This window comes from Streptomyces sp. CLCI03, from assembly GCF_053615355.1.
In genome coordinates, this window is the sequence record NZ_CM132132.1 from 1,019,105 (window position 1) to 1,039,028 (window position 19,924).

14 protein-coding genes and 3 pseudogenes are annotated in these 19,924 nt (G+C 70.0%); 8 read left to right on the top strand and 9 right to left on the bottom strand.

The features are described 5' to 3' along the window. Window positions 1-115: 115 nt before the first annotated feature. The gene (gene gap / locus ACWG52_RS04805) at window positions 116-1,144 is read right to left on the bottom strand and encodes a type I glyceraldehyde-3-phosphate dehydrogenase (protein WP_453127910.1); all 1,029 of its coding nucleotides are present in this window, start codon (window positions 1,142-1,144) and stop codon (window positions 116-118) included. A 346-nt stretch (window positions 1,145-1,490) separates the two neighbouring features. Between gap and ACWG52_RS04810 the strand changes: the two genes are divergently transcribed. The 3 genes from ACWG52_RS04810 to ACWG52_RS04820 all read left to right on the top strand — a co-directional run bounded on the left by ACWG52_RS04810 (window position 1,491) and on the right by ACWG52_RS04820 (window position 4,299). Further along, window positions 1,491-2,177 carry a CBS domain-containing protein gene (locus tag ACWG52_RS04810; RefSeq protein ID WP_326746959.1) on the top strand — a complete coding sequence of 229 codons (687 nt, stop codon included), beginning with the start codon at window positions 1,491-1,493 and terminating at the stop codon, window positions 2,175-2,177. 305 nt (window positions 2,178-2,482) lie between these two features. Continuing rightward, on the top strand, window positions 2,483-3,280 hold the full coding sequence (locus ACWG52_RS04815; protein ID WP_329096486.1) for a sigma 54 modulation/S30EA ribosomal C-terminal domain-containing protein: 798 nt from the start codon (window positions 2,483-2,485) through the stop codon (window positions 3,278-3,280). Between the two features lie 86 nt (window positions 3,281-3,366). Beyond that, on the top strand, window positions 3,367-4,299 hold the full coding sequence (locus tag ACWG52_RS04820; RefSeq protein WP_453127913.1) for a universal stress protein: 933 nt from the start codon (window positions 3,367-3,369) through the stop codon (window positions 4,297-4,299). 701 nt (window positions 4,300-5,000) lie between these two features. On the opposite strand, the gene ACWG52_RS04825 is transcribed toward ACWG52_RS04820, so the two are convergent. The 5 genes and pseudogenes from ACWG52_RS04825 to ACWG52_RS04845 form a co-directional block, all read right to left on the bottom strand. Then, the gene (locus ACWG52_RS04825) at window positions 5,001-6,533 is read right to left on the bottom strand and encodes a YfcC family protein (RefSeq protein WP_390140810.1); all 1,533 of its coding nucleotides are present in this window, start codon (window positions 6,531-6,533) and stop codon (window positions 5,001-5,003) included. After that, on the bottom strand, window positions 6,530-7,483 hold the full coding sequence (gene arcC / locus ACWG52_RS04830) for a carbamate kinase (RefSeq protein ID WP_389811215.1): 954 nt from the start codon (window positions 7,481-7,483) through the stop codon (window positions 6,530-6,532). Before arcC ends, ACWG52_RS04825 begins: the two co-directional genes overlap by 4 nt. Window positions 7,484-7,516: 33 nt before the next feature. After that, entirely contained in the window at window positions 7,517-8,518 is a 1,002-nt protein-coding gene (argF, locus tag ACWG52_RS04835) for an ornithine carbamoyltransferase (RefSeq protein WP_329096493.1), read from the bottom strand. A 73-nt stretch (window positions 8,519-8,591) separates the two neighbouring features. Further along, on the bottom strand, window positions 8,592-9,815 hold the full coding sequence (locus tag ACWG52_RS04840) for an arginine deiminase (RefSeq protein WP_326746965.1): 1,224 nt from the start codon (window positions 9,813-9,815) through the stop codon (window positions 8,592-8,594). A gap of 749 nt (window positions 9,816-10,564) precedes the next feature. After that, window positions 10,565-10,741, bottom strand: a pseudogene (locus tag ACWG52_RS04845) (polyphosphate kinase 2); the annotation flags it as partial. A gap of 180 nt (window positions 10,742-10,921) precedes the next feature. Here ACWG52_RS04845 and ACWG52_RS04850 point away from each other — a divergent pair. Further along, window positions 10,922-12,604 (top strand): sensor histidine kinase, encoded by a 1,683-nt coding sequence (locus ACWG52_RS04850; RefSeq protein ID WP_389811363.1) that lies wholly within the window; start codon window positions 10,922-10,924, stop codon window positions 12,602-12,604. A 16-nt stretch (window positions 12,605-12,620) separates the two neighbouring features. Here the strand turns inward: ACWG52_RS04850 and ACWG52_RS04855 are convergent, their stop codons facing one another. After that, window positions 12,621-13,115, bottom strand: coding sequence for a pyridoxamine 5'-phosphate oxidase family protein (locus ACWG52_RS04855; RefSeq protein WP_327733484.1), 495 nt, complete (start codon window positions 13,113-13,115; stop codon window positions 12,621-12,623). A gap of 126 nt (window positions 13,116-13,241) precedes the next feature. Further along, window positions 13,242-13,568, bottom strand: a complete 327-nt coding sequence (locus ACWG52_RS04860; RefSeq protein WP_389811208.1) for an STAS domain-containing protein — start codon at window positions 13,566-13,568, stop codon at window positions 13,242-13,244. A 261-nt stretch (window positions 13,569-13,829) separates the two neighbouring features. Here ACWG52_RS04860 and ACWG52_RS04865 point away from each other — a divergent pair. Further along, window positions 13,830-14,556, top strand: a pseudogene (locus ACWG52_RS04865) (response regulator). Window positions 14,557-14,624: 68 nt separating this feature from the next. Here the strand turns inward: ACWG52_RS04865 and ACWG52_RS04870 are convergent. After that, complete coding sequence (locus ACWG52_RS04870) at window positions 14,625-15,500, bottom strand: universal stress protein (RefSeq protein WP_453127916.1); 876 nt, start codon at window positions 15,498-15,500, stop codon at window positions 14,625-14,627. A gap of 244 nt (window positions 15,501-15,744) precedes the next feature. On the opposite strand from ACWG52_RS04870, the gene ACWG52_RS04875 reads away from it, so the two are divergent. From ACWG52_RS04875 to ACWG52_RS04885, 3 genes and pseudogenes are all read left to right on the top strand, one after another. Next, entirely contained in the window at window positions 15,745-18,114 is a 2,370-nt protein-coding gene (locus ACWG52_RS04875) for a phosphoketolase family protein (RefSeq protein ID WP_389811202.1), read from the top strand. Between the two features lie 147 nt (window positions 18,115-18,261). After that, entirely contained in the window at window positions 18,262-18,903 is a 642-nt protein-coding gene (locus tag ACWG52_RS04880; protein WP_389811200.1) for a CBS domain-containing protein, read from the top strand. 74 nt (window positions 18,904-18,977) lie between these two features. Then, window positions 18,978-19,666: pseudogene (locus ACWG52_RS04885) on the top strand (response regulator). Window positions 19,667-19,924: the final 258 nt, after the last annotated feature.

The following is a 19,924-nucleotide window of genomic DNA, read 5'->3' on the forward strand; positions in this document are numbered from 1 at the left end:
TCCCTGGACGGGGCCCGATGGTCTCCGGCACCTGTGGCAGCGCAGACGCAGAGGCTTGCGCCACCACCGGGCCTTCCGTGCCTCTACGGCGTCCGCCGCCCGGGCTGCCGCCGGCTCACCGGGCGTCGAGCAGCGTGGCGACGTACTGGGTCAGGTCGACGAGACGGTTCGTGTAGCCCCACTCGTTGTCGTACCAGCCGAAGACCTTGATCAGGTCGCCGTTGGTCTGCGTCAGCGGGGCGTCCACGATGCACGAGGCGGGGTCGCCGACGATGTCGCGCGAGACGATAGGGGCATCGCTCACCCTCAGGACGCCCTTCAGCGGTCCCTCGGCGGCTTCCCGGAAAGCGTCGTTGACGTCCTGTGCGGACACCTGCCGTGCCAGTACCAGGCTGAGGTCGGTCAGCGAGCCGTCCTCGACCGGCACGCGCACGGCGATGCCGTCCAGGGTGCCCGCGAGTTCGGGGAGCACCAGGCCAACGGCGCGGGCAGCGCCGGTGCTGGTCGGGATGATGTTCACTGCGGCCGTGCGGCCGCGGCGCAGGTCCTTGTGCGGGCCGTCGAGCACGACCTGGTCGTTGGTGTAGCCATGGATGGTGGTCATCAGTCCCTTGACGATGCCGAAGCGCTCGCTGAGGACTTTCATCATGGGAGCCACGCAGTTGGTGGTGCAGGACGCGTTGGAGATCACGTGGTCGACGCGCGGGTCGTACGCGGACTCGTTGACGCCCATGACGATGGTGGCGTCGACGCCCTTGCCGGGGACGGACAGCAGCACCTTGCGTGCTCCTGCCGTCAGGTGCCGGCCCGCTTCCTCCTTGGTGCGGAAGCGTCCGGTGGCCTCGATGACGACGTCCACGCCGAGCGCGTCCCACCGGAGGTCGGCGGGGTCGCGCCGGGACGTGACCGCGATGCGGTGACCGTCCACCGTAATGGATTCGCCGTCGTGATCAACGGTGCGGTGGAGTCGGCCGTAGGTGGAGTCGTAGGTGAGCAGATGGGCCAGCGCAGCCGGGGAGGTGAGGTCGTTGACGGCCACCACCTCGATGGGGGTGCCGTTGCTCGTCTCCGCGCGTTCCATGACGCAGCGCAGGTAGTTCCGGCCGATGCGTCCGAAGCCGTTGATTCCGATGCGTACGGTCATCTCCGCCGCCCCTTCCCTTGGGTGCCGATGCGAGTGGTGCCAGCCTGGGATGCATGTCGCGCCGCGGGCAGGGGTCGAACGGGGTGCACGCCAGGGCCGTTGGGCCCTCTCCCCCGGCGGGCCCCGCCCGGCCCGGCCTGTCACGGGCCGAACGGCCCGGCGTGCGGGTCCTGACCGGTTCTGTCCCCCCGGCCGTCCTCCGCCCCACTCTGGAAGCAACGGCAAGCATGAGGAGCAGACGAACCCGGGGCTTCCCGGCCCCCTGCGCGCTGAGCACAGCGGTCGGCGGGCAGTCAGAGGTCGGGGCGCCATCGGCGGTATCCGGAAATCTGCGAGACGAGTGGAGATGAGCACCGTGGTCGAAGAACGGACGGTGGGCCAAGTCATGACCAGCGAGGTGGTCCAGGCCCGCCCGGACACCTCCTTCGAAGAACTGGCTCGCATGCTCATCGCCCATCGGATCGGCGGGCTGCCGGTGGTGGATGACGACGACAAGGTCATGGGCGTCATCTCCCGGAAAGACCTTGCCAGGCAACAGGGCTGTCTCGGCCGGCACGACTCCGGGCGGCATCGGATGGCGCTCACACCACGGCGACCGGCCGACGCTCACGCCGTCGCGGGACTCGCCATGGCGGCAGGCGAGCTGATGACCAGCCCGGCTGTAACCGTGCATCCCGAACAGCGCGTCGCCGACGCCGCGCGCATCATGGAACGTCGCCACGTCGACCGGTTGCCGGTGGTGGACGAGGAAGACCGTCTGATCGGCATCACCACGCGACGTGATCTGCTGCGCGTCTTCCTGAGGACGGACGAGGAGATCCTCGCGGACGTCGCCGATGCCGTCTCCGGCCGGACGCCGGCCGCCCACCGCATCGACGGGCTCCGCATCGACGTTCGCGACGGGATGGTCACCATGGTGGGGTCATCCGAACCTGCCCTCGATACAACGGCGTTGATCAGAGTCACGTGGCGCGTGGACGGTGTGGTGGGTGTGGTGAACCGGCTGACAACCGCCCGCGAAAGCGATCACTGACAACAGGGCGAGACACCACGGGCTCTTCCGTCGGCCGAGCGGCGACGGTCACCGCGGCCGGTCGCGGCGACCCGGAGCCGCCGACCCGAGCCGTGCTGTCGGTCCGGCACGTCACGCGATATCAGGCCGGGGCTCGTCGACTTGCCCGTCTCTGGGTCTGTAGGCCGAACGGCCTTGTCCGGCCGACCGGAAGTCCCGGTTTCTCGGGTGGTGTCGGTACCAGTGGCGCCGTGGCGGGGTCCGGACGGCTCTGCCCGGGAGCGGCCGCCGGCAGACAGGCTGAAAGGGATCGAGGAGGAGTTCTCATGAGCGGTCTCAAGACCAGCCGGACAGCCGACGTCCAGGTCCGCAACCGAGGGCAGGTGCCCGATGGCGCGGACGTGTACGCCCAGGGAAAGATGCTCGCGGTGATCGGCCACGTGCGCGGACCCGTGCCGACCGTGCGGGTGAAGCTCACGCAAGCCGTCAACACTTCGGCGAACCGCCCGGCCACGGCTCAGGCCGTGGTGGACGTCAACGGCCGGATGGTTCGCGCCCACGTGGCCGCGAACAGCATGTTCGAAGCGGTCGACCTCCTGCAGGAGCGCCTGGCTGCCCGGCTCACCCGGCCACGGCGGTATGCGGCGGGCGGCCCCCACCGCAACGGCACGCCCAGCCGGACATCGCGGGACGGCGCAGCGCACGACCACCGTCCGCACCGGCATCACGTTCCCGCCGAAGAGCGCCGGATCGTGCGGCACAAGTCCTTCAGCCTGGTCCACCAGACGCCTGAGGACGCCGTGATCGACCTGGAGGCCATGGACCACGACTTCTGGCTCTTCACGGACCTGGCCTCCGGGCGCGACAGCGTCGTCTACCGCGACGTCCGTACCGGGCGGCATCGCATGGCTTCGCTGGGACCTCTGGGTCAGGAACGGGAGGTCGACGGTCTGCTCGGCGTGAGCACGGTTCCCGTGCCGACGAGCAGTGTGACCGAGGCCGTTTCACGGTTGCACCTCACCGGGCTGCCCTTCGTCTTCTTCAACGACACGGCCACCGGCCGGGGCTGCGTCCTCTACCACCGCTACGACGGCCACTACGGGCTGATCACTCCGTCCCGGTAACACGTTCCGGGCGACGCCGCACGCCCGGCCGCCGGTCCCCGGACCAGTGCCGCAAACCACCCGAAGACCCCTCACCCGGAGGAATCATGTCACGTACCGTCATCGCCGCTGTGGACGGCTCGGCCGAGTCGCTGGCCGCTGCGGACTGGGCCGCCCACGAGGCACAGATGCGCCGTCTGCCCCTGCACCTCCTGCACGTCTGGCAGGACTGGTCACGGGCCTTCGCCCACGCCCCGTTCACCGGCCTGGACACCGCGCCCTGTGAGGGGGCGACCGCCGCACAGCACTACGCCGAGCAGGTCACCCACGACGCGTCCGACCGGCTGCGGGCGGCGCACCCCGGCCTGGAGATCAGCGTCGAGCAGGTGCACGGCCGCCCCGCGGAGGTGTTGCTGTCCGCCGCAGAGAAGGCGGAAGTCCTGGTCGTGGGTTCACGAGGGCTGGGTGGCCTGGCCGGCTTCCTGACCGGATCGGTGTCCCTGCCCGTCATCGCGCACGCCGAGCGTCCGGTCGTCGCCGTACGGGCCGGGGAACGGGCCGAGTGTGAACCGCTCCCGGGGACGGGCGACCACGGGGACCGCAAGGGGCAGTGCCGCGACGTGGTGCTCGGCCTCGACCTCTCCAGGCCGTGCGACGAGCTGCTCGCGTACGCATTCGAAGCCGCCGCTGCCCGAGCGGCCACCCTGCGGGTCGTGCACGGCTGGAGCGTACCGGTGGTCGAAGGGTACGACCCTGCGGCGACCGACCCTGGCCACGGCGTCGCGCTGGGACTGCGCGAGGCGAGCGCACTCACCGACGTACTGCGGTCGTGGCGCGGCAAGTTCCCCCAGGTCGAGGTCAAGGAGCAGTGCCTGGTGGGACGGCCTGCGGGCCACCTCGTGGAAGCGTCGAAGGAAGCCTCGCTGCTGGTCGTCGGACGGCGCATACGCCGGGCGGCGGTCGGAGCACACATCGGCCCGGTCACCCACGCAGTGCTGCACCACGCCACGACGCCCGTGGCGGTCGTCCCTCATCTCTGATCGTCGCGAGCCTCACCGAGGACGGATACACCCCGGCTGCGGTCCCCCGACGGACGCCGTCGCCCTTGACACCAGGAGCCCTCGTCGCGCAGCTGCGCGACGAGGGCTCCTGGTGTGCTGCGACCGCAGTGGTCGGTGCGTTGCTTGTCGTACCGGGTGGAAAAGACGGAAGCCACTGCGGCGAGGGGCGCGATGGGGCGGTCGGTCCGCGTCCACAGGCCGGCCGGGAAGGACCGGTGCGGCAGTCCCCGCGCGTCCCCACCACCTCGACCAAAGCGTCCGTGCAGCCTTGCCCGCCCGTCTGCGCCGACGCAACTCTCAAGCCTGCCAAACCCCGATGGGCCGCCGCCCGACGCCGCGAGCGTATCCGCATCGGTAGCCGCAGCGAGACGGCCATCCGGTGGGGCGGGCGCCCCACCAGTGGCCCGTCGGCGCTGTCGCACTGCCGGTCCACAGCGAGGACGGGAATCGCGCCCGTGCAGTCGCTCCGATGGCGGGTAGTCGGGGCGTGAGGCCCCACCTCCTTGAGCGGCCACGGACACCATGCCCTGCCGGAGCTCACGGTCGCGGCTCAGAGGAGCACCCCAGGCCCAGTTGGCGCCGTCCGGCGGAGCCCACAGGTCCGCCTCGTGCTGGGCACACGACGGTGGCCGGCTGGTCGGTGTCCCGACCAGCCGGCCACTTGCCTGCTCCGCAGCGATTCAGCGCACTGCCGCACCGAGTGCGAGGAATCCGGCGACGGCCACCAGCAGAGCACCCATCAGTGGTGCCATGAAGCGCAGGTACCGGTCGTAGCGGACCTTGGCAAGGGCGAGGCCTCCCATGACGACGGCCGAGGTGGGCGTAACGAGGTTCACCCATCCGGAAGCCGACTGGTACGCGGTCACCACCAGAGCCCGGCTCACTCCGGCGAAGTCGGCCAGGGGGGCGAGGATGGGCATGGCGAGGGCCGCGTGGCCGGACGAGGAGGGGACGAAGAAGGCCAGCGGGAGGTTCACCGCGAACATCAGTACGGCGAACACTCCGGAGGACGTGTCGGCCACCGCGCTCTGCAGGACGTCGAGGATGGTGTCGGTGACACTGGCGTTGTTCATGATCACCGTGACTCCCCGGGCCAGCATGACGATCAACGCCGCTCCGATGAAGTCCCCTGCGCCGGCGGTGACGGCGTTCACCGTTCCCTTCTCGCCCAGGCCGCCGACCAGCCCCACGGCGACCGCCGCGACGATGAACAGGGCGGCGAGTTCGGGGAAGTACCAGCCGAGGGTGGGCAGGAAGGTGACGTGCAGATCGGACCAGGGGACGACGGCGAAGATCATGAAGAGGAACGTGGTCGCGAAGAGGCCCAGGACCGTGCGCTGGCGACTCGTGAGCTTCGCCGCTTCGCCACCCTCGGCCTTGATGCGGAGGTCGTCCTCGGTGAGGGGTGTCAGCGACCGGGAGGGGTCCTCGGTGACGCGGCGGGCGTAGCGCACGACGTAAGCGGCTGCCAGGGCCGTCAGGCAGACCCACATCACCAGTCGCAGGACGATGCCGTCTCCCGTGCCGATGCCGGCGCTGTCGGAAGCCACTCCGGTGGCAAAGGGGTTGACGGTCGAGGCGAGGGTGCCGACCCCGGCTCCCACCATGACGACCGTCGCAGCGACCATGCGGTCGTAGCCCAGGCTCAGCATCAGGGGGATCATCAGCCCGTAGAAGCCCAGGGTTTCCTCGGCCATGCCGTACGTGGTCCCGCCGAGGGAGAACACCGTCAGCAGGACCACCAGCAGCAGGGTCCTGCGGTGGTGCAGACGCTGCGCGAGGCGCGCCACTCCCGTCGTGAGTGCCCCGGTGCGCATCGTGACGGTGATGAACGCGCCCACGGCCAGTATGAAGAGGAACACGCCCGCCGCGCCCGCGAAGGAGCCGGTGCCGCCAGGTGCGGTGAGGCCGGTCCCGGCGTCGGTGACGCCGTACAGACCGTTGACCGGGGCGAGGAACAGGTCTTTGAGCCGCTCCCAGAATCCGGTGGTCAGTTCTACGGAGTGGTAGGTGCCCGGTACGGGGCTGCCGTCCTCGGTGTCGTAGCGGCCGGCGGGGATGACGAACGTCAGGGCCCAGACTGCGACGGTGACGACGATCAGGACGGCGAAGGCGGACGGGAACCGAAGCCGCCGCCGTGGGGCGTCGGGCGCGCTGGAGTCCGTTCTGGCTCTGGCCGGCTGTGGGGATGCGGGTGCGCTCTGCAGAGTCATGTCAGGTCCTGTGTTCCGTCGTGGCGGGCTTCGCGGTAGCTGCCGCTGGGTGTGACGACGGTGCCGGCGGCTCCGTCGAGGATGGCTCGGGCGTCTTCGAGAGCGCCGATGGCCGCCATTCCGCCGGTGAGCTCGACGAACCTGCACACGGCGTCGACCTTGGGTCCCATGGATCCGGCGGGGAACTGCTGGGCTCTCAGGGCTGCGGGTGTGGTCCGTCCGATGGGCTCGGCGCCGGGGGTGCCGTAGCCGAGCGAGACGTGGGGAACGTCCGTGAGGAGCAGGAGCGCGTCGGCGTCGAGCGCCTCGGCCAGGAGGGCGGCGGTGAGGTCCTTGTCCACCACGGCTTCGACGCCGGTCAGCTGCCCTTGTTCGTCTCGGATCACCGGTACGCCGCCGCCTCCTGCGCACACGGCCACCGCTCCCGAGTCGAGCAGCAGCCGGATGAGCCTTGTTTCCACGACGCGTTGTGGACGGGGGGACGGTACGACGCGTCGCCAGTGGGCGCCGTCCTGCTTGACCGTCCAGCCGCGTTCGGCGGCCAGTCGCTCCGCTTCGGTCCGGTCGTAGACCGGGCCCACGAATTTGGCCGGGTCGGTGAAGGCGGGGTCGGCCGCGGAGACGAGGGTCTGGTTGAGCAGGGCGCAGACCTGCCGTTCGGGCAGGGCGTTCTGCAGGGACTGGAGCAGCCAGTAGCCGATCATGCCCTGGGTCTCCGCGCCGAGGACGTCGAAGGGGTAGGGGCTGCTCAGGGAGCGGTCGGCGGCGCTCTGGAGAGCGAGCACGCCGACCTGAGGTCCGTTGCCGTGGGTGATGACGAGTTCGTGCTCGTGCGCGAGGGGGGCGAGCGCGGACACAGCAGCGCGGATGTTGGCGAGCTGTACGGCGGCGTCCGGCCGCTCCTCGCGGCGGAGCAGGGCGTTGCCGCCCAATGCGACGACTACACGCATGACGTGTTCTCCGGAGGTCGAGGGGATGCCGGTTCAGTCGCCGAGGGTGGCGACGAGGACGGCCTTGATGGTGTGGAGCCGGTTCTCGGCCTGGTCGAACACGATGGAGTGCGAGGACTCGAACACCTCGTCGGTGACCTCCAGTGCGGTCATGCCGGTCCGCGCAGCGATCTTGGCGCCGACGGTGGTGTCGCTGTTGTGGAAGGCCGGAAGGCAGTGCATGAACTTGACCGCCGGGTTGCCCGTCGCCTCCAGGGTCTTCGCCGTCACCTGGTACGGCTTGAGCAGGGCTATGCGCTCGTCCCACATCTCCGGCGGCTCTCCCATGGAGAGCCATACGTCGGTGTAGACGAAGTCGACGCCGGCCACGCCTTCGGTCACGTCCTCGGTCAGGGTGATGCGCGCACCGCTGACGGCCGCCGCCCGCCGCGCGTGGTCGACGACGTCGGAGGCGTTGTGCAGGGATCGCGGGCCGACCATGCGTACGTCCATGCCGAGCATCGCCGCGACGATCAGCAGGGAATTGCCGACGTTGTTCCTGGCGTCGCCCAGGTAGGCGAAGGACACCTGGTTCAGCGGTTTGTCGGTGTGCTCCCACATGGTGAGCACGTCGGCGAGCGACTGGGTGGGGTGCCACTGGTCCGTCAGGCCGTTCCAGACCGGAACGCCGGCGTGCTGGGCCAGCTCCTCCACCAGGCGCTGGTCGCTGCCCCGGTATTCGATCCCGTCGTAGTAGCGGCCGAGGACGCGTGCGGTGTCCTTGATGGACTCCTTGTGCCCGAGCTGGGAGCCGGCCGGGTCGAGGTAGGTCACGTGCGCGCCCTGCTGGTGCGCGGCCACTTCGAAGGCGCATCGGGTCCTCGTCGACGTCTTCTCGAAGATGACGGCGATGTTTTTGCCGCGCAGCCGCTGCTCCTCGCGTCCCTCGCGGCGGGCCGTCTTGATGGAGGCGGAGAGTTCCAGCAGGTGGCGGAACTCCTCGGGAGTGAAGTCGAGTTCCTTGACGAACGGGCGCTGGTGCAGGTCGTCGTGCATGGCGGGCTCCTTGATGTGTACGGGGTGTGTGCGGCGGGCCGATGACGGGGACGCGGGGGCGCGGGAGGGGTGGTCAGGCGGCCTCGCGCTCGATGGGACAGGTCATGCACCGCGGGCCGCCACGGCCCCGGCCGAGTTCGCTGCCTCGAACGGTGATCACCTCGATACCGCTCTTGCGCAGGTGGGTGTTGGTGGTCACGTTGCGCTCGTAGGCGACGACCACGCCGGGTTCCACGGCCAGCACGTTGCAGCCGTCGTCCCACTGCTCCCGCTCGGCGGACCGCAGGTCCTGGCTCGGGGTGAGGACGTTGATGGACGGCAGACCCAGCGCGTCGGCGATGGCCCGGTCCATGTCCTCGGGGGCGTGGTCGGTGACCCTCAGCCCCTCCCCGCCGGTCCCGGGTTCGATCGTGGAGGAAGGCAGCATGCCGAGGCCGGCGTATCGGGTGAAGGTGTCGCCGCTGACCATCGTCATGACCGTGTCGAGGTGCATGAAGCTGCGGCTCTTCGGCAGGCTGACGGCCACGACCCGCTGGGCGGAACCCGCCGCGAACATGCGCAGGGCGAGATTCTCCACGGCCTGAGGCGTGGTGCGCTCGCTCATGCCGACGAGCACCGCGCCGTTGCCGATGACCAGGACGTCGCCGCCCTCGATGGTGGCGGGATAGGCCGCCTGTCCGTCGGACCAGCGGTGGAACTCCCCCTTCGCGAAAAGGGGGTGGTGCTGGTAGAGGGCTTCGAAGTGAACCGTTTCACGGCGGCGTGCCCGTTTGTTCATCGGGTTGACGCTCACGCCGTCGTACACCCAGCACGAGGTGTCGCGGGTGAACAGATGGTTGGGCAGCGGCGCTAGGAGGAAGTCGTCGGGCGCCATGGCGTGCAGTCGTACGCTCGGTATCGGGCCCGTGCGCTCGAGCAGTTCCGCCTTGGTGACGCCGCCGATGAGGCAGGCGGTCAGGGCGGCCGGCTCCAGGGAGTCGAAGTGCGTGCGGAGCCGGTCGGTGCCGAGGATACCGAACTCGCGTTCGTCGAAGACCCGGTCCAGCACGAGCTGCCGTGCCTCGATGCCGTCCAACGTCTCGGTGAGCAGGTCGGCGAGGAGGTGCACGCGCACTCCGCGGTCCCGCAGGACATCGGCGAACGCGTCGTGCTCGTCGCGGGCGCGCTTGGCCCACAGCACGTCGTCGAAGAGGAGCTCGTCCTTGTTGGTGGGTGTGAGGCGTGTCATTTCGCGGTCGGGGCGGTGCAGGATGACCTGCCGCAGCCGGCCGGTCTCGGAGTCGACGTGAAACGTCATGGGGTCCCCCGGAGGTGAGACGGAAGGTGCGCTCGACGGGCGCCGTAATGGGATGTGCGCCCGGCCGGGCGTCCTCTGGGGGCGCCTCGGGGAGCACTTGAACTCTGTCACTTGCGCCCCCTCATGCCCGGCGGCAACAGTCCCTGGTGGCGGGCCGGTCGGCACTCTCCTGAAGGTCCCGTTCGGTCGCTGCGCAGGGCCTTTCGGCCCTGCTCAGCGACGGTCGGAACCGAACACGTCGGGGCGAACCTTCGGTCAGACGTCTGCGTGCGGTGCGACGGCCACGAGCGGCCGGCAGTGGCGCCGTGCGGCGTGCGTAACGGCGCCCAAGAACGCGCCGCCCACCAGTGACCGGCGCGTACAGCAGCCGTCCTGCGCGACCGACCCCGCGTCCCGTGAATCGGCGACCAGGTCACGGGCCGGACGTCCGAGGCCGAACCGTGCGGCCTCCTTGGTGGTCAGAGCCTGCCCCGCCGGAGTCGACTCGGCTTCGTGAAAGGGCAGTTCCCCATCGAAAGCACCCACGCCTGCAACTGGTCGACTGCAGGCGCTTCAAGGGTTCCGCGGACCTGCGTCGTCGCAACCGGGAGAAGCCCGGCTTCGAGGCCCGATCCTGAACACCAGCCTGCCGAACCCCTCTACGACGGCACAGACATCGAGAACACGCCGAGGGGCTTCGGCCCCGTCGAAGTCGGCAGCGAGATCCGGTCTTCTTGCAGTTGAGTGACCATCCAGCCGCTTCGTCGTTGGGCCATGCGTGCAGGAGCTGGTACACGCTTGATCGTGCCGCCCTTGCCCGCTGCGTCGCGGCCCTCGAAGACGACCACGAGCCGGGCGCCCTCCGCGCGCACCCACTCCTCGAGTTTGATCAGCTCCGTCTGGAGCCCTAGCAGCTCGTCCTCGTAGACCGCCTTCTTCAGGCCCATGGCGCATCCTCCCCGCCGTCGTGCGGCGCTTCGGTCACGTCAGTCTCGGCTGGCATCCGCGCGCAACGATGCCCATCGGGCCCGGGCGTGTCGATACGCTGACCGTGGATCGGGCAACCGAGCGAGCCGTCGGAGGGGAAGCACGTGGGTGTGAGGGATCCGTTGACGCAGGTACCGCGGATGCGGCTGGACGAGCTGCTGGACGAGCTCCAAGCGCGCATCGACGAGGTGCGCGGCACCCGCGACCGGGTGCACAGCCTCCTGGAAGCCGTGGTGTCGGTGGGGCGGGAGCTGGATCTCGCCCAGGTACTGCGGCGGATCGTGGAGGCGGCCGCGCTGCTCGTCGACGCCGAATACGGCGCGCTGGGAGTGATCGGCCCCGACGGCCGGACTCTCTCACAGTTCCTGACCGTGGGCCTCACGGATGCGGAGATCGCCGAGATCGGTCCCCTGCCGGCGGGCCACGGCCTGCTCGGGGAGGTCATCCACCACCCGGAACCGCTGCGCCTGACGGATCTCGGCGCGCACTCCTCGTCCTACGGCTTTCCGGCCCATCACCCGCCGATGCGTACGTTCCTGGGTGTGCCGATCCGGGTCCGCGAGGAGGTGTTCGGCAATCTCTATCTGACCGACAAGCGTGGCGGGATCGATTTCGACACCGAGGACGAGACGGTGATCTCCACCCTCTCGGTGGCGGCGGGTGTCGCGATCGACAACGCGCGGCTCTACGAGGGCTCGCAGCGCCAGCAGCGATGGCTCAAGGCCAATGCGGAAATCACCGAAAGCCTGCTGTCCGGCAGCTCCCGCCCGGCGGTGCTGGAGCTCATCGCCCGCCGCGCACAGGAGATCACCGCGGCACGTCTCGCGGACATCGCGATGCCCGTGAGCGGTATCGACGGCCTGGTCGTGGAGTTCGCGGCCGATGCGGACGGAGCCGAGCGGCAAGGTCTCGTCGTCCCCTTCGCGGGCACGCTCGCAGGAGCGGCGCACCTCGCCGGCAAACCCGTCACAGCGGTGCAAGCCTGGGCCGACGAGCGCTATCCCGCTGAGTCCCAGATTCAGGAAGGGTTGGGGCCCGCCGTGGCAGTCCCGTTGGGCACCGCGGGCGGCGAAAGCAGAGGTGTCCTGCTGCTCGCGCGCCCGGCGGGAGAGCCGGCGTTCGGCGAGGGCGAGCTGGAGCCGCTCGTCGCCTTCGCAGGTCAGGCCGCACTCGCCTTGGAGCTGGCGGAGCGGCGCCGGGACGCCGAGCAGATAGCACTGCTGGAGGAGCGCGACCGGATCGCCCGTGACCTGCACGACCTGGCGATCCAGCGGCTCTTCGCGACCGGCATGACCTTGCAGAGCGCTGCCCGGCTCGTCGAGCACGAAGGGGCGGCCGAGAGGGTCGGCCGGGCGGTCGACGACCTGGACGAAACGATCAAGATCATCCGGTCGACGATCTTCGGGCTGCGTACCAAGGACCGCGAGGGCGGCCCTGGTTTGCGGGCGCGCGCCGCCCGTGCCGTCGGCGACGCGGCCACCACCCTCGGTCACCCGCCGCGTCTGAGCATGGAGGGCCTGCTCGACACCGACGTACCTCCGCACATAGCCGACCACGTCATGGCTGTGCTGGGTGAACTCCTCAGCAACGCCGCCCGCCACGCACAGGCGACCCGGGTCGGAGTGACCCTCAAGGCGGGCCAGGGCGAGGTCGTGCTGACCGTCTCGGACAACGGGAAGGGCATTCCGGCCCAAGGCCGCAGAAGCGGCCTGCTCAACCTCGACGAGCGGGCGCGGAGCCTGGGCGGCTCCTTCACTCACGAGACTCCGGATGACGGGGGCACAAGGCTCGTCTGGCGGGCTCCCCTCCCCACCGGGGGCTGAGGACCGGGACAGGGCGTCAGCCCCGGGCCGCGGGCACGGGCTGCGTCGGGTCCGCCTCCAGCCGGAACCCGGTGACGAGATCCGGACGGATCCTCAGGGTGCTGGTCATCCGGTGCGCCACCCATGGACGCAGCAAGTGCGCGTACCGGTCCATCTCGTCGGCATCTGACACCACCCTCGCGTAACCAGTGACGACAACGCTCCAACCGAGGTGCGTGACGGAATCGATGACGTCCGCTTCGTAAGCGACCACCACGCCGGGAGCGTCGGCGGGTGCCGCCAGGGATGCCAATGCCCCGTCCTCATGTATCCGGACGATGATGGCCTCGTTCTCGACGAGATGGTTCACCGGTCGGACGGCGGGCAGCGCGTGCTGTGTGAAGACGATGCGCCCCAGGGACACCGTCGAGAGCAGCCACAGAGCCTCGGCCCTGTCCAGCTCCCGCATGTAGCGGCGGGCTGTCGTGTCACCGACCTCTCGGGCCCGTAGCGGGTTGCCTTCGTGATCCATGCTGCTTACCTTCGTCCGGCCCCGATGGGCCCTTGCGGCTTCCGCGTCCCAGCCTTCACCGCGATCCACGGGAGAACCAGGGCCGAACGGTCCCCGTCCAGGGGCGAGATTCGGACGCCCGCTCGATCACGTCACGGCGAGCGGCAGGCTGCGGTCGACACCGAGCACCTGCATGGACTTGACCAGCAGGGGTGGTACGCCGCGGAGCAGGAGCTGGGTGCCCGCGCTACGGCAGCGCTGGTGGAGCCGGAGGAAGAGTTCGATGCCTGAGCTGTCGCAGAAGGAGATCCCGGACAAGTCCAGGACCATGTTGCGGTGGCCGAATCCGGCGAGTTCGGCGAGGCGTGCTTCCACTCGTCCCGCCGTATGGAAGTCGAGCTCTCCGGCCAGGGCGATCTTCAGGCCGCGGTCGTCGCGTGCCACGGTCCTCAGGTCGATCAAGGCGGTCGTCATGGTGTTCTCCGCGCTGCGTGCGGCTCCGTCGAGTCGCGCCGTTCCCCGTGCACCCGCAGTTCATCGGGTGCTGAGTGCACTCGGGAAGGCCCGGCAGGCCCTCGGACAGGGCCGAAGGTCCCTCCTCCTCTGCCCACACCGGCCCTGCCGCGCGCAGCGGCAGGTCGATGAGGGCCAATCGGCACTGTCCGTTCCGCCCGTACGGAAGGCAGGATGCCGGTGTTCGTGCGTTCGGGACGAACCAGGCGAAGGAGTTGCGTCATGACCGGCAGCGGTGCCCACTCCCACGCGACGAGCGCGAGCGGCGCGACCGATCCCATCAGCATCTTCCTGCTCGACGACCACGAGGTCGTGCGCAGAGGGGTGCACGACCTGTTGGACGCCGAGTCCGACCTGACCGTGGCCGGTGAAGCGGGCACGGCGGAACAGGCACTGATCCGCCGTGCCCGCACTGCGCCCCCGGGTCGCGATCCTGGACGTGCGGCTCCAGGACGGCGACGGGGTGAGCGTGTGCCGGGAGTTGCGCTCGCGGATGCCCGAGCTGGCCTGCCTGATGCTCACGTCGTTCGACGACGAGGAGGCACTGCTGGACGCCGTGATGGCAGGGGCCTCCGGCTACGTCCGCAAGCAGATCACCGGCACCGACCTGGTGACCGCGGTACGGACGGTGGCCTCCGGCCAGTCGATGCTCGACCCCGGCGCCACGACGCGGCTGCTGGCCCGCATGCGCGGCGACGTGCCGAAGGAGGAACAGGTCCCGGGGCTTCCCGGCTCCACGGACCGGGAGAAGGAGATCCTCCTCATGGTCAGTGAGGGTCTTACCAACCGGGAGATCGGCAAGCGGCTGTACCTCGCGGAGAAGACCGTCAAGAACATCACCTCGCGGCTCTTCGTCAAGCTGGGCGTGGAGAGGCGCGTCCAGGCCGCGGTGATCGCCAGCCACGCGCTGACCCCACCCGGCCGGCACCCGATCCCGGCCGCGGAGTAGGAACCGCCCACGGGAAGGGCCGGGCACGCCGCACGACGGCGAGCCCGGCTTCAACCGTCGATTCGGCGTCAGTGGTGCGGGACGACGGCGACGGGGCAGGCCGCGTGGTGGAGCACGGCATGGGCCACCGAACCGATGTGTGTACCCACCGCCGACTCGCGGACCCGGCGGCCGACGACGACCAGCTGGGCGTCCGAAGCCTCCGACAGCAGCACGTGGCCGGCGCTGCCCCGCTCCACGTGCGCGACGACCTCCACCTCGGGAAACCTCAGCCGCCACGGCTCCAGCGCCTGGTCCAGCGCGGCCTTCTCGAACGGCTCCAGCCCGCCGAACTGTTCGGCGATCCACATCGAGCCGGGGCTGTATCCGTACACCGGGGGCAGGTTCCAGGCCCGGACGGCGCGGAGCGGGACCTTGCGCGCCGCGGCCGCCTCGAACGCGACGCGCAGTACCTCGGCGGAGTCCTCCACACCACCCTGCTGTCCCACGACGACCTCGCCCTCCTCCGGCACGGCCAGAGGCCTGCCGTGGGCGGAGCGGACGGAAACAACGGGGCACTCGGCGGCAGCGATCACCTGCTGACCGTAGGAGCCGAGCAGGAAGCCGAGCAGGGCTCCGTGCCCGCGGGTGCCGAGGATCAGCATCTCGGCTTCCTTGGCGGTGCGCAGCAGGGCCGGCACGGGCGTGTCGCACAGGACTTCCGCGGTGAGCGCGAGCGACGGGTACCGATGGGTAAGCTCCTGCTCGACCTCCTTCAGGATGTCATCGGCCCGGCGGGACTCGGTTTCGCGGTCCTGGACGATCGGGACGGCGAGCGGCTGCCACAGCCAGGCGTGGACCACGTGCAGGGGCAGGTCACGCCGTACGGCTTCGCGCGCGGCCCAGTCCGCGGCGGCCCGGCTTTCCCGGGATCCGTCCACTCCGACAACGAGGGTGCGCTTCACAGGTCTGTCCTCCGTACTGATGCGAGAGGCATCGGGGTCGGCCGGCGGGGATTGGGCGGCGCCGGCCGGGGGAAGGACCGGCGCCACCGGGATTCACCTTGCTCGTGCTGGGCAGGGGCGCAGAAGGGCCAACGGTCCCTCCTCGAGGGCCGGTCCTCCTCTCGCGGCCGCACCACAGCAGGGGCAGGGTGTCGGTATCGGCCCCGTCGACGAACGTCCCGGACCCTCAGAAGCAGGAGCGGACATGACCGCGTTGACCGCGCACTCGATCTCGCAGCTGGACGCCCACTGGCGCGCCGCGAACTACCTGGCCGTCGGTCAGATCTACCTCATGGGCAACCCCCTGCTGACCCAACCGCTGAGGCCGGAGCACATCAAGCCGCGGCTGCTCGGCCACTGGGGCACCTCGCCCGGCCTCAACCTGGTGCACACGCACCTCAACCGCGTGGTCAAGGAGCGTGCGCTGGAGGCCCTGTGCGTCTGGGGTCCGGGACACGGAGGTCCCGCCGTCCTGGCCAACTCCTGGCTGGAAGGGACATACAGCGAGACGTATCCGGACGTGAGCCGCGACGCCGACGGCATGGCCAAGCTGTTCCGGCAGTTCTCCTTCCCCGGCGGGGTGCCGAGCCATGTGGCGCCGGAGACCCCCGGTTCCGTCCACGAGGGTGGGGAGCTGGGTTATGCCCTGGCCCACGCCTACGGAGCCGCCTTCGACCACCCCGGCCTGCTGGTCGCGTGCGTCATCGGCGACGGCGAGGCCGAGACCGGTCCGCTCGCCGCGTCCTGGCACTCGAACAAGTTCCTCGACCCGGTCCACGACGGCGCGGTCCTGCCGATCCTGCACCTGAACGGCTACAAGATCGCCAACCCGACCGTCCTGTCCCGGATCCCCGAGGACGAGCTCGACGCGCTGCTGCGCGGCTACGGGCACGACCCGCTGTACGTGACCGGCAGTGACCCCACCCAGGTCCACCACGCCATGGCCCGCGCGATGGACCACGCCCTGGACCGCATCGCCCTCATCCAGCAAGAGGCACGGACGGCGGGCACCGACCCCGGCCGAGAGTACGCACGCTGGCCTATGATCGTGCTGCGCACGCCCAAGGGCTGGACCGGTCCGGCGAACGTCGACGGCGACCCGGTCGAGGGCACGTGGCGGGCCCACCAGGTCCCGCTCGCCGGTGTGCGCGAGAACCCGGCACACTTGCAGCAGCTGGAGGCCTGGCTGCGCTCGTACCGGCCGGAGGAGCTCTTCGACGCCGACGGTCGGCCGACGGCCCAGGTCCTGGCCTACGTGCCGGACGGCGAGCACCGCTTGGGCGCCGTGCCGTACGCGAACGGGGGCCGGCTGCTGCGGCCGCTCCCGCTGCCCGCGCTCGACCAGCACGCCGTCCCCGTCGACAAGCCCGGCCGCACCCTCCACGAACCGACCCGCGTCCTCGGCCGCTTCCTCACGCAGATCATGCGGGACACGGCTGAGCGACGGGACTTCAGGGTCGTCGGGCCGGACGAGACCGCCTCCAACCGGCTGGACGACCTGTACGAAGCCACCGGCAAGGCCTGGCAGGGCATCACGGAAGCCACGGACCGGAACCTGTCCCGCGACGGCCGGGTCATGGAGATCCTCTCCGAACACGTCTGCCAGGGCTGGCTGGAGGGCTACCTCCTCACCGGCCGCCACGGCCTCTTCTCCACCTACGAGGCCTTCGCCCACATCGTCGACTCCATGGTCGCCCAGCACATCAAGTGGCTGAAGACCTCGCGCGAACTGTCCTGGCGAGCGCCCATCGCCTCCCTCAACTACCTGCTCACCTCTCACGTCTGGCGCCAGGACAACAACGGCTTCTCGCACCAGGACCCCGGATTCGTCGACCACGTCCTCAACAAGAGCCCCGACGTCGTACGGGTCTACCTGCCGCCGGACGCCAACACCCTCCTCGCCGTGGCCGACCACGCCCTGCGCAGCCGCGACCAGGTCAACGTCATCGTCGCCGGCAAACAGCCCTGCTTCGACTGGCTGCCCATCGACGAGGCCCGCACCCACGTGACGCGCGGCGCCGGCATCTGGGAGTGGGCGGGCACCGACCACGGCTCCCGCGAACCGGACGTCGTACTCGCCTGCGCCGGCGACGTACCCACCATGGAAGTGCTGGCCGCCGCGGCCCTGCTCCGCGAGCACCTCCCCTCGCTGGCCGTCCGCGTCGTCAACGTCGTCGACATCGCCCGGCTCATGCCCCACGAGGAACACCCCCACGGCATGACGAACCCCGAGTACGACGCCCTCTTCACCACCGACAAGCCGGTGATCTTCGCCTACCACGGCTACCCGTGGCTCATCCACCGCCTCGCCTACCGCCGTACCGGCCACCCCCACCTGCACGTCCGCGGCTACAAGGAATCCGGCACCACAACCACCCCCTTCGACATGGTCGTGCGCAACGACATGGACCGCTACCGGCTCGTCATGGACGTCATCGACCGCGTCCCCGGCCTCGCGACCCGCGCCGAAGGACTGCGCCAGGCCATGGCCGACCAGCGCATCCGCCACCACGACTGGATCCGCGAACACGGCACCGACCTGCCGGAAGTCGCGGACTGGTCCTGGCCGTACTGAACACGCGCCGAACGGGGCCTACCGGACCGACCACGGGGCCGGTCGGTCCCCGTCTTGGCCCACAGGGACCCTGTCGACGCGCACGTCCGAATGCCGACACTGGAAGTGTCGGGACCCTACCGATCGACCACGGCGAAGGAGCCGGTCATGCCCGCCTCTCAGTCCACCGTCAGTGACCTCATGACGCACACCGCCATCGCCATCGGCCGTGAGGCGTCCTACAAGGAGATAGTCGAACTGTTGCACGAATGGAAGGTCAGTGCGGTCCCCGTGCTGGAAGGTGAGGGTCGCGTCGTCGGGGTCGTCTCCGAAGCAGACCTCCTCCCCAAGGAAGAGTTTCGCCGCGAGGAGCCCATCCTGCCGGACCAGCTGGACGAAGCGTCCAAGGCCGGCGCCGTGCTCGCCGAGGACCTGATGTCGAGCCCCGCGGTCACCGTCCACGCCGACGCCACTGCCGCGGAGGCTGCCCGGATCATGGCCCGCAAGGGCGTCAAGCGCCTTCCGGTGGTGAACGAGGTCGGCATGCTGGAGGGCGTCGTCAGTCGCAGCGACCTCCTGAAGGTGTTCCTGCGTCCCGACGCGGAGCTGGAGGAGGAAATCCGCCAGGCCGTGTTGGCCGAGCTCGCACCGGGCGCGCGCTTGGACTTCTCGGTGCAGGACGGAGTCGTCGTCCTCCGGGGACCGCTGCGGGATCGGGCTCTGGTCCCGCTCCTGGCCCGGGCGATCCGCAGCGTCGAGGGTGTCGTCGACGTCCGGATGGAGTTCGACGGGGCCGTCTCACCTGCTTAACAGGTGCATAGCATCCTACCCTGAGACAATCCGGGTGGAAGCGTGCGCAGCGTCATCCGGATCAGGCGGCGATCATGTCCGACGTACCGGGGGCCTCCGCGGAGGCCCCCATCAAGGTGTTCGTCCTCGACGATCACGAGGTGGTCCGGCGCGGGTTGCGGGACCTCCTCGACGCCGAGGGGGACATCACCGTGGTGGGCGAGGCGGCACGGCGGAGCAGGCCCTGGCCCGCGGGCCGGCGCTTCGCCCGGACGTCGCCGTCCTCGACGTACGGCTGCCCGACGGTGACGGAATCTCGGTCTGCCGTGAGCTGCGCTCCCGCATGCCGGATCTGGCCTGCCTGATGCTGACGTCGTTCGACGACGAGGACGCCCTGTTGGACGCGATCATGGCGGGGGCGGCCGGGTACGTGCTGAAGCAGATCAAGGGGTCCGACCTGGTCTCCGCCGTTCGTACGGTCGCTACAGGACAGTCCATGCTCGACCCGGCCACGACCGCCCGCCTGATGCACTCACTGCGCGACCCCGACGCTACCAAGGTGCCCGAGGACACCCGCCTGGCCGGCCTCTCCGAGCGGGAGCGCGCCGTCCTCGAACTGATCGGCGACGGCCTCACCAACCGCCAGATCGCCAAACGGCTCTACCTGTCGGAGAAGACCGTCAAGAACCGCATCTCCCGGCTGCTGGGCAAACTGGGGGTCGAACGGCGGGTCCAGGCGGCCGTCATCGCCGATGGAAGACTCAGAAAATGCGCGCGTTGTTGACGACGTGGGGATCCCGGGGAGATGTCGAACCGCTGGTGGGACTGGCGGTGGCACTGCGACGGCTGGGCGCGGAGACGATCGTGTGCGCGCCACCGGACGAGGAGTTCGTGACGCTGTTGGCTCGCGCCGGGGTGCCGTTGGTGCCGCTCGGCCCAACGGTGCGCTCGGTGGTCGCCGGCGAGAAGCCACCGACGTCGGAGGACGCGCTCCGGCTCGCCTCCAAGCTGGTCACCGCGGCCTTCGACACGCTCGACGCGG

Bases quoted from the DNA above. Each gene is read 5' to 3' on its own strand.
- argF (WP_329096493.1), bottom strand. From the start codon at position 8,518: ATGCACGACGACCTGCACCAGCGCCCGTTCGTCAAGGAACTCGACTTC.
- arcC (WP_389811215.1), bottom strand. From the start codon at position 7,483: ATGCGTGTAGTCGTCGCATTGGGCGGCAACGCCCTGCTCCGCCGCGAG.
- ACWG52_RS04880 (WP_389811200.1), top strand. From the start codon at position 18,262: ATGCCCGCCTCTCAGTCCACCGTCAGTGACCTCATGACGCACACCGCC.
- ACWG52_RS04820 (WP_453127913.1), top strand. From the start codon at position 3,367: ATGTCACGTACCGTCATCGCCGCTGTGGACGGCTCGGCCGAGTCGCTG.
- ACWG52_RS04815 (WP_329096486.1), top strand. From the start codon at position 2,483: ATGAGCGGTCTCAAGACCAGCCGGACAGCCGACGTCCAGGTCCGCAAC.
- ACWG52_RS04810 (WP_326746959.1), top strand. From the start codon at position 1,491: ATGAGCACCGTGGTCGAAGAACGGACGGTGGGCCAAGTCATGACCAGC.
- ACWG52_RS04860 (WP_389811208.1), bottom strand. From the start codon at position 13,568: ATGACGACCGCCTTGATCGACCTGAGGACCGTGGCACGCGACGACCGC.
- ACWG52_RS04850 (WP_389811363.1), top strand. From the start codon at position 10,922: ATGCGGCTGGACGAGCTGCTGGACGAGCTCCAAGCGCGCATCGACGAG.
- gap (WP_453127910.1), bottom strand. From the start codon at position 1,144: ATGACCGTACGCATCGGAATCAACGGCTTCGGACGCATCGGCCGGAAC.
- ACWG52_RS04840 (WP_326746965.1), bottom strand. From the start codon at position 9,815: ATGACGTTTCACGTCGACTCCGAGACCGGCCGGCTGCGGCAGGTCATC.
- ACWG52_RS04825 (WP_390140810.1), bottom strand. From the start codon at position 6,533: ATGACTCTGCAGAGCGCACCCGCATCCCCACAGCCGGCCAGAGCCAGA.
- ACWG52_RS04875 (WP_389811202.1), top strand. From the start codon at position 15,745: ATGACCGCGTTGACCGCGCACTCGATCTCGCAGCTGGACGCCCACTGG.
- ACWG52_RS04855 (WP_327733484.1), bottom strand. From the start codon at position 13,115: ATGGATCACGAAGGCAACCCGCTACGGGCCCGAGAGGTCGGTGACACG.